The sequence below is a fragment of the Blastococcus jejuensis genome (assembly GCF_039534705.1).
In the GTDB taxonomy this organism is placed as follows: Bacteria; Actinomycetota; Actinomycetes; order Mycobacteriales; family Geodermatophilaceae; genus Blastococcus_B; species Blastococcus_B jejuensis.
This window is the reverse complement of sequence record NZ_BAAAVV010000001.1, coordinates 51447-63976: the sequence shown is the minus strand read 5'-3', so window position 1 is coordinate 63976 and position 12530 is coordinate 51447. Positions and strand designations below refer to the sequence as shown.

The 12530-nt window shown below is 75.1% G+C and carries 11 protein-coding genes; 8 read left to right on the top strand and 3 right to left on the bottom strand.

Going from position 1 to position 12530, the window contains the following annotated elements; genetic code table 11:
• Positions 1-4 precede the first annotated feature (4 nt).
• A complete protein-coding gene (locus tag ABD644_RS00320) occupies positions 5-1183 on the bottom strand; it encodes a winged helix DNA-binding domain-containing protein (RefSeq protein ID WP_344686483.1) in 1179 nt (392 codons plus the stop codon).
• Positions 1184-1317: 134 nt separating this feature from the next.
• Between ABD644_RS00320 and ABD644_RS00315 the strand changes: the two genes are divergently transcribed.
• Both ABD644_RS00315 and ABD644_RS00310 read left to right on the top strand, forming a co-directional pair.
• Positions 1318-2484, top strand: coding sequence for an acyltransferase family protein (locus ABD644_RS00315; RefSeq protein ID WP_344686482.1), 1167 nt, complete (start codon positions 1318-1320; stop codon positions 2482-2484).
• Positions 2484-3131 carry a class I SAM-dependent methyltransferase gene (locus ABD644_RS00310; protein WP_344686481.1) on the top strand — a complete coding sequence of 216 codons (648 nt, stop codon included), beginning with the start codon at positions 2484-2486 and terminating at the stop codon, positions 3129-3131. The genes ABD644_RS00315 and ABD644_RS00310 overlap by 1 nt, the downstream gene beginning before the upstream one ends.
• Position 3132: 1 nt before the next feature.
• Here ABD644_RS00310 and ABD644_RS00305 read toward each other — a convergent pair whose 3' ends face one another.
• Positions 3133-3981, bottom strand: coding sequence for an alpha/beta fold hydrolase (locus tag ABD644_RS00305; protein ID WP_344686480.1), 849 nt, complete (start codon positions 3979-3981; stop codon positions 3133-3135).
• A 36-nt stretch (positions 3982-4017) separates the two neighbouring features.
• Between ABD644_RS00305 and ABD644_RS00300 the strand changes: the two genes are divergently transcribed.
• A complete protein-coding gene (locus ABD644_RS00300; protein WP_344686479.1) occupies positions 4018-5454 on the top strand; it encodes a M20/M25/M40 family metallo-hydrolase in 1437 nt (478 codons plus the stop codon).
• Positions 5451-7094: a serine/threonine-protein kinase gene (locus tag ABD644_RS00295; RefSeq protein ID WP_344686478.1), complete on the top strand. Its 1644-nt coding sequence runs from the start codon at positions 5451-5453 to the stop codon at positions 7092-7094. Before ABD644_RS00300 ends, ABD644_RS00295 begins: the two co-directional genes overlap by 4 nt.
• Positions 7095-7101: 7 nt before the next feature.
• Here the strand turns inward: ABD644_RS00295 and ABD644_RS00290 are convergent, their stop codons facing one another.
• Complete coding sequence (locus ABD644_RS00290; protein ID WP_344686477.1) at positions 7102-7887, bottom strand: putative protein N(5)-glutamine methyltransferase; 786 nt, start codon at positions 7885-7887, stop codon at positions 7102-7104.
• Positions 7888-7938: 51 nt separating this feature from the next.
• Between ABD644_RS00290 and ABD644_RS00285 the strand changes: the two genes are divergently transcribed.
• Genes ABD644_RS00285 through nudC form a run of 4 tightly spaced genes read left to right on the top strand, consistent with a single transcriptional unit; the run spans position 7939 to position 12479 of the window.
• Positions 7939-8823: a DUF2510 domain-containing protein gene (locus ABD644_RS00285; protein WP_344686476.1), complete on the top strand. Its 885-nt coding sequence runs from the start codon at positions 7939-7941 to the stop codon at positions 8821-8823.
• Positions 8824-8881: 58 nt separating this feature from the next.
• Positions 8882-10192, top strand: a complete 1311-nt coding sequence (locus ABD644_RS00280; RefSeq protein ID WP_344686475.1) for a M16 family metallopeptidase — start codon at positions 8882-8884, stop codon at positions 10190-10192.
• Positions 10189-11559 carry a M16 family metallopeptidase gene (locus tag ABD644_RS00275; RefSeq protein ID WP_344686474.1) on the top strand — a complete coding sequence of 457 codons (1371 nt, stop codon included), beginning with the start codon at positions 10189-10191 and terminating at the stop codon, positions 11557-11559. The genes ABD644_RS00280 and ABD644_RS00275 overlap by 4 nt, the downstream gene beginning before the upstream one ends.
• The gene (gene nudC / locus ABD644_RS00270) at positions 11556-12479 is read left to right on the top strand and encodes an NAD(+) diphosphatase (protein WP_344686473.1); all 924 of its coding nucleotides are present in this window, start codon (positions 11556-11558) and stop codon (positions 12477-12479) included. The genes ABD644_RS00275 and nudC overlap by 4 nt, the downstream gene beginning before the upstream one ends.
• The last annotated feature ends 51 nt before the right edge of the window (positions 12480-12530 follow it).

Below are 12530 nucleotides of genomic sequence, written 5' to 3'. Positions count from 1 at the left end.
GGGGTCAGCGGGGCACGGCATCGTCGAGGGGGTGCATGGCGGTGCGCCCTTCGGCGAGCGCGGCCATCGCAGTGTGCTCCAGCACCGGCACCGGCCCGCCGAACCAGAACTCGCCGACCGCGGCACACCGGTCCAGCACCGCGGACCGGTGCGGCTGCGCCGGGTCGAACAGCAGCACCCGGACGGCCGGCCGAGGGGCGTCGGTCAGGTCCCAGACGCCTTCGACGCGGCCGTCGACCAGCACGGTGGAGGTCGCGTTGCCTCCCCGGTCGTAGACGAGGGGACGGAGCGACGGGTCGAGGAACCTGTCCCGGTCGCGGTAGCCCATGAGGTACGGGTCCAGGACCGGGAGCAGCACCACGGAGCCCGCCCCGGCCGGTGCGGCGTCGGCGCTCGACAGGTCGTCGACGCTCATCAGGAGGTCGTCCGGAGCCCCGGCCAGACGCACCACGACCTGCGCCTCGACCAGCCCGTCGACCGCCGGCCGGACCGTGCTCAGGGGCAGTCCCGACCACCAGGCGACATCGCGGTGGCTGACCGGCCCGTAGGCCGCCACGTAGCGGTGCACCAGCAGCTCGATCGCGGTGGCCTCCGCCACCGCCGACAGGTCGAGGTCGGGGTACACGTCGTCCCATCGGCGGTAGCGGAACGCGCTGCTGCGCCGGGTGCCCGTCGGCCGGTCGCGAAGGATCAGCCCCTCGTCGCACAGCATCGAGACGACGGCGGGCAACCGGTCGTCGGCTCCGAGCAGCCTCCGCAGCTCGCCCGCGCCCAGCGCCCGCCCGCCCAGCGCGTCGAGCACCCTCGGCGCCCACTGCTCGTAGTGGTCGCGGGCCACGCGCAACCACCGGCGGTCCCCGGAGAGGGTGGCCGCCCGCGTCGCGGCGAAGAGGACCGGCGCCAGGTCCCGCGGCACGACGAACACGGTTCCGCGCATGCATTTGAGCCGCAGCAGCGACCGGCGCTCGTACAGCTCGCGGTCGAGGTCCTCCGGCCGGAACGAGGTCAGCCGGGCGAACGCCGACAGGTACGGGCTGAGCGAGCTGGTGGCGTGCAGGCCGATCAGGTCTCCGGCGAGCGAGACGACGTCGGCACCCGCCGAGCCGGGCGCGAGGTGCTGCTTGACCAGCAGGTGCGGCAGCAGCCCGGCCGGGGTGACGCCTTCCGGGTCGATGGTGCGCACGGACGCTCCCGTCGGTCGGCGACGATCCCCTGGGTACCGCCCGGCCCGGTGCCGCGCACAGGGGCTTACGGGCACGGGTGCCCGGGGCCCTCGTTCCCTACCAGCGTTCTTCCGTCGGGCGCACGCTCTCGGCCATGGCCATCCGGCCGGGCAGGGGACCGGCACCGTCCCGGCAGCCGGCGACGGCGGCAGCCCGCCACGCCTACCTGGACAACCTCAAGGTCCTGCTGATCGCCGCGATCATCGCCGCACACGCGCTGATCGGCTACTCCGATCTGGGTGGCAACGCGTGGGCCTACAGCGAGGTGCGCGAGACGACGCTGGCCGAGCCCACGTTCGTGGTGCTCGTCGTGGTCGCCTTCCCGTTCGGGATCTTCCTGATCGCCCTGCTCTTCCTGGTGGCCGGCCTGCTGACGTCCGGCTCCTACGACCGGAAGGGCGCCGGCCGGTTCGTCCACGACCGGCTGCTGCGCCTCGGGGCCCCGTACGTCGTCGGCACGCTGCTGCTCTGGCCGGCGCTCAACTACGCGCTGTACCGGCCGTTGGGCTACGAGCGCGGCTCCTACTGGGACGAGTTCGTCCGTGACGTCCCCACCGGCAGCGTCATGTGGTTTGCCGCCGTCCTGCTGGTCCTGTCCCTCGGCTACGCCGGGCTGCGACGGTGGCGGCCGGAGCGGGCCCGCACGAGCCGGCCGATCAGCCTGCGGGCGTTGCTGCTGCTCGCGGCAGCCGTGGCGGCGGTCAGCTTCCTCGTCCGGTTGGCGTCGCCCTACAACAGCTGGGGGCTCTGGGGCCTGCACGCCTGGCAGTGGCCGGAGTGCCTCGCCGCGTTCGCCCTCGGCGCCATCGCCGCCGGGCAGGGCTGGCTCGTCGCGGTGCCCGAACCGGTGCGGCGTCACGCGCGCACAGCCACCCTGCTCGGCGCCCTCGGGTTGGCCGTGTTCATCGCACTGCCGCTCGGCTTCCCCATCGACTACGCCGCCGGGGGATGGCACTGGCAGGCCGCGGTGGCGGCCGCACTCGAGGGCGTGCTCACGGTCTTCGGGCCGGTCTGGCTCCTTGCGGTCGCCCAGCGGCGCCTGGCCCGTCCGCTGCCGCACGGGACGGCGCTGGCCCGCAGCTCCTACGGCGCGTTCGTGCTCCAGGGCGTCTTCCTCTACGGGACCGCGCTGGCCCTGCGCCCGGTGCCGGTGCCCGCGGAGGTCAAGGCGGTGACGGTCGCGCTCGCGTCCGTCATCGGCTCGTTCGCTGTGTCGTGGTTGCTGATCAGCCGGGTCCCGGCGTTGCGGAGGGTGCTCTGATGACCGACGTCGAGGCGCAGCAGGCGCACTGGGCGGCCACGTTCGCGGCGCACCCGGAGATGTACGGCGGGCAGCCCAGCGCACCCGGCGCCTACGCGGTCGAGCTGTTCGTGCGCGAGGGGTGCCGAACGGTCCTCGAACTCGGTGCCGGGCAGGGGCGGGACACGCTGGCGTTCCTCCGCGCCGGGCTCCGCGTGACCGCCCTCGACTACGCGGCGGAGGCGCTGGCCGGCATCGAGCAGTCGGCCGGTGCGGACGCCGAGCGGCTGGCCACCGTCGCCGCCGACGTCCGACGGCCGCTGCCCCTGCCGGATGCGAGCGTCGACGCGGTCTACAGCCACATGCTGCTGAACATGGCGCTGACCACGCCGGAACTCGAGGCTCTGGCCGCCGAGATCCGACGCGTGCTCCGTCCCGGGGGCCTGCACGTCTACACCGTGCGGCACACCGGCGACGCCCACTGCGGCGCCGGTACCGCTCTCGGCGACGGCATGTTCGAGAACGGGGGCTTCGTCGTGCACTTCTTCGACCGCGCGCTGGTCGACCGGCTGGCCACCGGATGCACGCTGCTCGACCTCACGCCGTTCGAGGAGGGGGACCTGCCGCGCCGGCTCTGGCGGGTGACCCTGCGGCGGGAGGGGCCGTGAGTCAGCTGCCGGCGACCCGGTCCAGGATCGCCGCGGCCAGCTGCTCGGGCGCCTGCTCGGGGATCCAGTGGGTGATACCCGGCAGCTGCACGAACCGGTAGTCGCCGGTGACGAACTCGGCGCACGCCTCCGCGGCGATGCGGCCGATAGCCACGTCGCCGTCGCTCCACACGTAGGTGGTCGGCACGTCGACCTTGTCCACCCGGGTGCCGGAGCTCATCGCGCGGTACCAGTTCAGCGCCGCGGTCAGCGCGCCCGGCGCCGACAGCACCGCCACGTACTGGTCGATGGCCTCGGCCGGGATCCCGGTGTCGCCGTTCCCGCTCAGCATCCGCCGCAGCCGGCGTGCGTCGTCCTCCAGCAGCACGTCCTCGGCCTTGCCCGCCTGCCAGAACAGCCGGATGTAGGCAGAGCGCTCCTTCTGCTCCGGGTCCACGCGGTAGGCGACCGTGTAGGCGGCCGGGTGCGGCACCGACACCGCGGTCAGCGTGCGGACCCGGTCGGCGTGCCAGGCGGCCAGCGTCCACGCCACGTTCGCGCCCCAGTCGTGGCCGACCACGTCGACGCGGGGCAGCTCGAGCGCGTTCAGCAGGTCGACGGTCACCTGGGCCAGGCTCGGCATCGAGTAGGCCTCGACCTCCGCGGGCCGCGCGCCGGGGGAGTAGCCGAGCTGGTCGGGCGCGTAGGTCCGCAGCCCGGCGTCGGTCAGCAGGGGCGTCACCGCCGCCCACGACTGCGAGGTCTCCGGGAAGCCGTGCAGCAGCAGCACCGGCCGCCCGTCCTCGGGCCCGTCGACCCGTACGTCGAAGACGAGATCACCGACGTCGACCTGCAGTACCTGTCCCGACATGGGGTGGACGCTAGCCCGGCGCTACCGTCGGTGCCCGTGAGCAGCAGCCCAGAACGCGACAACGCCGAACGTGCCTATGTCCGTGCCCACCTCGACGACCTGCACGCCGACCTGGACGCCTGGCTGCGCATCCCGTCGATCTCCGCCGACCCGGCGCACGCCGACGACGTCGCCGCCAGCGCGGCCTGGCTGGCCGGAGCGCTGACCCGGGTCGGTTTCCCGATCGTCGAGATCTGGCCGACCCCCGGCGCGCCCGCGGTCTACGCCGAGTGGCCCAGCGCCGACGCCGGCGCGCCGGTCGCCCTGGTCTACGGGCACCACGACGTCCAGCCGGTCGACCCGCCCGAGCTGTGGGTGCACCCGCCGTTCGAGCCCACCGTCGTCGACGGCGAGGACGGTCCCGAGCTGCACGCCCGCGGCGCCATCGACGACAAGGGCAACGTCGCCTTCCACCTGCTCGGCCTGCGGGCGCACCTGGCCTCGACCGGTCGCGACACCCCCGCCGTCACGGTCAAGCTGCTCATCGAGGGCGAGGAGGAGTCCGGCTCGCCGCACTTCGCCGCGCTGCTCGCCGAGCGCAGGGACCGGCTGGCCTGCGACGTCGTCGTCGTCAGCGACACCGGCATGGCCGCGCGGGACATCCCCAGCGCGGTCGTCTCGATGCGCGGCCTCGCCGACGCCGAGATCACGCTGCGCGGGCCGGCGATCGACCTGCACTCCGGCTCCTTCGGCGGCGCCGTCCCGAACCCGCTGCACGCCATGGCGTCGCTGCTCGCCGCCCTGCACGACGAGCAGGGCCGGGTCACCCTGCCCGGCTTCTACGACCGGGTCCGCGCGCTCACCGACCGCGAGCGCGAGCTCATGGCCCGCGTGCCCTTCGACGAGAAGGAGTGGCTGGCGGGCCCGGCGGCCTCCCGCGTCGCCACCGGCGAGGACGGGTTCAGCACCCTGGAGCGGGTGGGCGCCCGGCCCACCGCCGAGGTCAACGGCATGTGGGGTGGCTACACCGGCCCCGGCCACAAGACGATCGTCCCCGCCGAGGCCCACGCCAAGGTCACGTTCCGGCTGGTGGCCGATCAGCGTCCGGAGGACGTCGGCCCGCAGCTGCGGGCCTGGGTCGAGGCCCATCTCCCCGACGGCATCGAGGCGGAGGTGCACACCCCGCCCGGCGGTGTCTCCCCGTGCGCCAGCGACCTGGACTCCCCGGCGATGGGCGCGCTGCTCGCCGCGATCGCCCGGGCCTGGGACAGCGAGCCCGGCGACGTGCTGTACCTCCGCGAGGGCGGCAGCGGGCCGGAGGCCGACCTGGTCGACGTGCTGGGCGCACCGCTGGTGTTCCTCGGCGCGGGCCTGCCCACCGATCGCATCCACTCGCCGAACGAGCGCGTGCTGCTCGAGATGCTCTACCGGGCCGCCGAGGCCGCGGCGCACCTGTGGCGAGAGCTCGCGGCGCTCCCGCGGGACACGCGGTGACGCCGGGCGCCGACCAGCCGGTCGAGACCTTCGGTCCCTACCGCGTGCTCGGCGTCCTGGGCAACGGCGGGATGGGACGCGTGCTGCGCGCCTACGACGCCGAGCACGAGCGGGAGGTCGCCCTCAAGGTCCTGCACCCGCAGTGGGCGCAGGACGAGAGCTACCGCAGCCGCTTCCGCCGGGAGGCGCAGATCGCCGCCCGGCTCAACGAGCCGCACGTCATCCCCATCCACCGGTACGGGGAGATCGACGGCCAGCTGTTCCTCGACATGCGGCTCGTCGAGGGCGAGAACCTCGACTCGCTGCTGCGCCGGCTCGGCCCGATGGACCCCGCCCGGGCCGTCGACCTGGTCTGCCAGGTCAGCCACGCGCTCGACGCCGCGCACTCCCGCGGACTGGTGCACCGCGACGTGAAGCCCTCCAACGTGCTGCTCGTGCCCCGCATGGACGGCGCCGACCTCACCACCTCGGCGGCCGGCGACGACTTCGCCTACCTCGCCGACTTCGGCATCGCCCGCGTCGCCGACGAGGGCGGCGGCCCTGCGCTGACCGCCACCGGCACGGCCGTCGGCAGCACCGAGTACATGGCGCCGGAGCGGTTCGGCTCCGCCGCCCCTGACGCCCGCTCCGACGTCTACTCGCTGGCCAGCGTGCTGTTCGAGCTGCTCACCGGGCAGCGCCCGTTCATGGCGGGCGACCCGTTGGCGCTGATGTACGCGCACCTGCACCAGGAGCCGGAGCGGCCCTCGCGGCTGCGCCCGTCGCTGCCACCGGCCCTGGACGACGTCGTCGGCAAGGGCATGGCCAAGGACCCCGCGGGGCGGTGGCAGACCGCCGGGCAGTTCGCCGCCGCCGCGCGGGCGGCACTGACCGCGAGCGGGGTGCCGGTGCCGCGCGACGACGCCGCCACGACGGTGGGCCCGGTGCCCGACGACGGGGCGCGCGCCGCCACCCGCCCGGAGCAGGTATCTCCGGGGCCGGGTGTGCCGGCGCCGCCCACCCTGATCGGGGCGACCCCGCCGTCCGGGCCCCTCGCGCAGGCGCCGCCGGCGGCCCGGCCGCGCTGGGCGGCCCGCGCACCGTGGATCGTCGCCGCCGCGGCGCTGGCCGCCGTGGTGCTGCTCACCGCGCTGCTGGTCGTGCTCGACGGCCGGGCCGACGACGCCCGGGCCGGTGCCTCCGACGCCGCCGAGCGGCTGGTGGCCCTCGGCCTCCCGGAGGCCCTGGATCGGCAGGCGTGCACGGTCGGCACACCGGGCGAGGGGGAGCTGTACACGCTCAGCTGCCCGGCGGCCGGCCAGCCCGAAGGCTTCCCGACCGTCACCTACACCGCCTACACCGGCGACGGCGCGCAGACGGCGGTCGCCGACTCGATCGAGCGGTTCGGCCTCGCCGAGCTCGACGACGTGTACGCCTGCGGGGGCTCCGACCGGCCCGAGGGCTGGGTGCAGCTCGAGGACTTCGACGGCAACGCCGTCGGCCGGCTGTCGTGCACCGTCGACGACGACGGCGACCCGCAGCTGCGCTGGTACTGGGACGACCTGGGCACCCTCGGTTTCGCCGAGCTGCGCGGGGGCGGCACCGACGCGCTGTCCGCGCTGCGGTCGTGGTGGACCGACCACGCCGACCGGGACCTCTGAACCCCGGTCAGTCGCGGGTGCCGACGACGACCGTCGCGCCCCGGTCGGCGTCCTCGACGACCACCGGGGTCAGCCCGGCCGCCCGCACCGCCTCCGTGGCGGCCGCGACCTGGCTCTTACCGGTCTCGAACAGCACCGCCCCGCCCGGTGCCAGCCACTGCGGGGCTCCGGCGATGACCCGGCGCAGCACGGCCAGGCCGTCGTCGCCGCCGTCCAGGGCCACGGCCGGTTCGTGGTCGCGTGCCTCCGGCGGCATCAGCGCGATCGCCGTCGTCGGCACGTAGGGGGCGTTGGCGACGAGCACGCCGATCCGTCCGCGCAGCCCGGCGGGGAGGGCGGCGAAGAGGTCGCCGGTGTGCACGTGCCCGCCGGGGAGGTTGCGCCGCGCCCAGCCGACCGCGGCCGGGTCGACGTCGGCGGCGTGCAGCTCGATCCCCGGGACGGCCGCGGCCACCGCCGCACCGACCGCGCCCGACCCGCAGCACAGGTCCACCACCACCGACCCCGGGGCGGTGCGGGCGATCGCCTCGCCGGCCAGTGCCTCGGTGCGGCGGCGCGGGACGAAGACGCCCGGACCGACCTGGATCCGCAGGCCGTGGAACTGCGCCCAGCCCAGCACGTGCTCCAGCGGCTCACCGGCCACCCGGCGGGCCAGGGCGCCCGCCAGTCCGGTGGGGTCGTCGGCGCCCGCCAGCAGCAGCGCGGCCTCGTCCTCGGCGAACACGCAGCCGGCGGCCCGCAGGGCGGCGACGACCTCTCCGGCACTCGACGGCGGGGGACTCGGCGGCGGCATGGGGCGGCGACGCTACCCCGTCGTCCTGGATCGGCCTTCTAGATTGGCGCCGTGACCCATCCCGACGGCCCGAGCACGCCCCCCGGCTGGTACCCCGACCCCGACGGGGCGCCGGGCTTCGTCCGGTGGTGGAACGGGATCAGCTGGTCCGACGTCGCGACGCCGGCCGGGCCCGGGGTCACCGTGCAGCAGCCGCCCGGATACGCGCCCCGGCCGCCGGCTCCGGTCGTCCCGCCCCCCGCGGCGCCGGGCAGCGGCCCGCGGACCGGGCTGATCGTGGGTCTCGGTGTGCTGGGCCTGGTCCTCGTCGTCCTGATCGGGTTCCTGGTCTCCAATTCCGGCGGCGAGGACGCCGTCGCCGGTCCCTCGACGCCCACCGTGCCCGGCCCGCCGCCCGCCGCCGGGCCGACCTTCCCGCCCGGGACGGTGCGGATCATCGACGAGGCCGCCGGCATCTCCTACCCGTTCCTCGGCGACGGCTGGTACGAGTGGGATCTCGGTGTCCAGTACGAGATCAGCGAGATCGCCGGGCAGTACTTCACCACGCAGGAGGTGGTGCCCGAGGGCGGCATCTTCATCGCCCAGTGCACCTCGGGCCCGCTGACCGACGCCTACGGATGGGGCGGGCCCGCGACGCTGCAGCCGACGGTGCGGACCGTCGCCGACAGCGCCCGCGCCAACTACTACCCGGGCCCGAACGAGCGGCAGGTGCTCCGCGACGAGCCGCGGACCGTCGACGGGCACGCCGCCCACCTCTACGAGTTCAACCTGTCGTGGGACGCCCCGGGCTACGACGCGAGCGGGGAACGGGCGGCGATGCTGCTCATCGACGTCGGCCGCGCGAGTCCCGCGCTGCTCTACATCTCCATCCCCAACACCCACGCCGAGCTGTACGGCGTCATCGACCGCGTCCTGGAGGACGTCGACGTCCTGTGACCGCGCCGAGCCAGGACGCCCGGCTCGTCGGTCGCATCCGGCGGCTACTGTCGCTGGCGTGACAGCTGCTGGTGCCGAACTGACCCTGCGGCACCCGGTGGAGCGGTTCTCGCTCGACAACGGGTTGCGCGTCGTCCTCGCCCCCGACCGGAGCGTGCCGGTCGTGGCGGTGAGCGTCTTCTACGACGTCGGGATGCGCAACGAGCCGGAGGGCCGCACCGGGTTCGCGCACCTCTTCGAGCACATGATGTTCCAGGGCTCGGCGCACGTGCCGAAGATGGAGCACGCCCGCCTGGTGCAGGCCGCCGGCGGCACGTTCAACGGCTCCACGCACCAGGACTACACGAACTACTACCAGGCGCTGCCCTCCGAAGCCCTGGAACGCGCGCTGTTCCTCGAGGCCGACCGGATGGCCGCCCCGGCGATCACCGAGGAGAACCTCCGCAACCAGATCGACGTGGTGAAGGAGGAGATCCGGGTCAACGTGCTGAACCGGCCCTACGGCGCCTTCCCCTGGTTGCAGCTGCCGCAGATCGCGTTCGACAGCTTCGCCAACACCCACGACGGCTACGGCTCGTTCGTCGACCTGGAGTCCTCGACGGTCGCCGACGCCGCGGACTTCTTCTCGCGCTACTACGCACCGGGCAACGCCGTCCTCTGCATCGGGGGAGACCTCGACGTCGCCGAGACCGAGCGGCTGGTGCGGCGCTGGTTCGGCCCGGTCGAGGCCCGTGAGGTGCCGCCGATCCCGGCGACGGGGGAGCCGCGGCCGACGACGGTCCGCTCCGGCGTCGTCGAGGACGCCCTGGCGCCTGCGCCCGCCGTCGCGCTCGGCTGGCGGGTGCCCGACCCGGTCGGCGACTTCGACCGCTACCTCGGCACCGTGCTGCTGGCCGAGCTGCTCAGCGAGGGCGACGCCTCGCGTCTGGAGCGGCGGCTGATCCACGACGACCGGATCGCCATCGCGCAGAGCAGCTACGTCGGCCTCTTCGGCGACCCGTTCGACGTCCGCGACGCGACCCTGCTCACCACTCAGGTGCACCACCCCGTGGGCATCCCGGTGGAGAAGGTGCTCGCCGCGGTGCACGAGGAGGTGGCCCGGATCGCCGACGGCGACGTCGGCGCCGACGAGCTGGGTCGGGTGCAGGCCCGGACCGAGGCCCAACTGCTGCGCGAGGCCGACTCGGTGCTGGGGCGGACGCTCGGGTTCGCGGCCGCCGAGATCGTGCACGGCCGCGCCGAGCTGGCCGGCGAGCTCGCCGCCCGCCTCGCGCGGATCACCCCGGACGAGGTGCAGGCAGCCGCCCGCGACCTCGACCCGAACACCGTCGCGGTGCTCGAGCTGCGCGCGACCGGAGGACGCAAGTGAGTGCCGAGCTGGACCTGGCTCTGATCCCGCCGTTGGGTGAGGCCCGCGCCCACCCGGTGCCGCCGGCGCACGAGACGCACCTGCCGTCCGGGCTGCACGTCGTCGTCGTGCCCCGCCCCGGGGTGCCGCTGGTGGAGCTGCGACTGCGCATCCCGTTCTCCGCGCCGAACGCCCATCTCGCGGCGGTGCACACCGCCCGCGCCAGCGTGCTGTCCGGTGCGGTCCTGCTCGGCACCGAGCAGCACGACCAGACCGGCGTCGCCGAGCTGCTGCAGAGCCACGGCGCCGAGATGTCGGTCACGACCGACCCCGACCGGCTGCTGTTCGGGACGACGCTGCTCGCCGAGGGGCTCGCGCCCGTGCTCGGCGTGCTCGCCGAGCTGCTCACGGCGGCCACGTACCCCGCCGACCGGGTCGAGGGCGAGCGCGACCGGGTGGCCGAGCGGATCGCGATCGCCCGCTCCCAGCCCGGGATCATCGCCCGCACGGCCCTGGCCGCCCGGCGCTACGGCTCGCACCCCTACGCCGTCCAGCTGCCCGACCCGGAGCTCGTCCTCGACGTCCGCGCGCCCGCGCTGCGGCGGATGCACCGCGAGCACGTCCTGCCCGCCGGCAGCAGCCTGGTCCTGGTCGGCGACCTGGACCCGAAGGCGGCCACCGCGGCCGTCGCCGAGGCGCTGGCCGGCTGGGTGGGTGCGGGCACGGCGCAGGAGACCCCGCCCGCGCCGGTGCTGCGGGCGCCGGAGATCGAACTGGTCGACCGGCCCGGGGCGGTGCAGTCCAACGTCCGGCTCGGCGGTCCGGCCCCGCGCCGGACGGACCCCGACCTCGCGGCCACCCGGCTGGCCAGCATGATCTTCGGCGGGTACTTCTCGTCGCGGCTGGTGGAGAACATCCGCGAGCGTCGCGGGTACACCTACAGCCCGCGCAGCGCCGTCGACCACCAGGCGGCGGGGTCCTCGTTCCTCGTCGAGGCCGACGTCGCCACCGAGGTGACCGGGCCGGCCCTGCTCGAGACCTGGTACGAGCTCGGCCGCATGGCGCTGACCTCGGTCACCGAGGCCGAGCTCGACGGCGCCCGTCGCTACATCCTCGGCAGCATGGCGCTGTCCACCGCCACGCACGCCGGCCTGGCCAGCACGCTGTCGGCACTGGTCGGCGCCGGGCTCCCGCCGGACTGGCTGACCGATCACCAACGCGCGCTGGCGGGCGTGACGGCCGAGGAGGTGCAGGAGGCCGCCCGGCGCTACCTGGCCCCGGCCGGGCTGACCGCCGTCGTCGTCGGGGACGCGGCCCGCGTCGCCGACCAGCTGCGCACGCTCGCGCCGGTGGAGGTCACCGGCGGTGGGGACGGCGACGGGGCATGAGCGTCCCCGAGTCGGCCTGGCCCGAGGGGACGCCGAATTCCACCGGCAGCGTGCCCGTTCTCTCGCGGACCGCGCACGACCGCACCCACCTGGGGCGGGCCCTGCCCGATCCTGCCGCCGGGCGGCCGGTGCGCGTGCTCACCGTGGACCGGGAGCGCACCGCCCCCGTCCGGGAGGGCGACGGCGGGCCGTACCTGGTGTGGGACGAGCAGCCGGAGCTGCCCACCGGCGCGGTGTTCCTGGGCGAGGCCGACGGGGTGCCGTACGCCGCCGTCCGCGGCGAGCGGTCGCTGACCGTCAACGGCCGGCCGGTCGACTCGTGGTCGGGCCTGCGCGAGGTCGGCGCCGACCTCGACGACCTCGACGCGGGGCTGCTGGTGCAGGCGGTCGCGATCCTCGAGTGGCACGACCGGCACCGGTTCAGCCCGACCACCGGCGCGGCGACCACGATCGAGCGCGCCGGCTGGGTGCAGCGCGACCCGACCACCGGCCACGAGTTCTTCCCCCGCACCGACCCGGCCGTGATCATGCTCGTGCACGACGGCGCCGACCGCGTCGTGCTCGGCCGGCAGGCGGTCTGGCCGCCGGGGCGGTTCTCCATCCTGGCCGGCTTCGTCGAACCGGGGGAGTCCGCGGAGGCCGCCGTCGCCCGGGAGGTCGCGGAGGAGGTCGGCCTGCGGGTCACCGACGTCCGGTACGTGGCCAGCCAGCCGTGGCCGTTCCCGCAGTCGCTGATGCTCGGGTTCGTGGCCCGCGCCGAGGAGGCCGGCGAGCTGGTTCTCGACCCCGACGAGATCGAGGAGGCCCGCTGGTTCACCCGCGACGAGCTGCGCTCGGGCGCCGGGCCCCGGGCGCTCCCGCCGCCGGTCTCGATCGCCCGGCACATCCTCGATCGCTGGGTGGCCGGCGAGTTCAGCTGATGAAAGGACCCCCTGCCCCGCACGTTCGCGCCGGGGCCCTGCAGGGGGCCG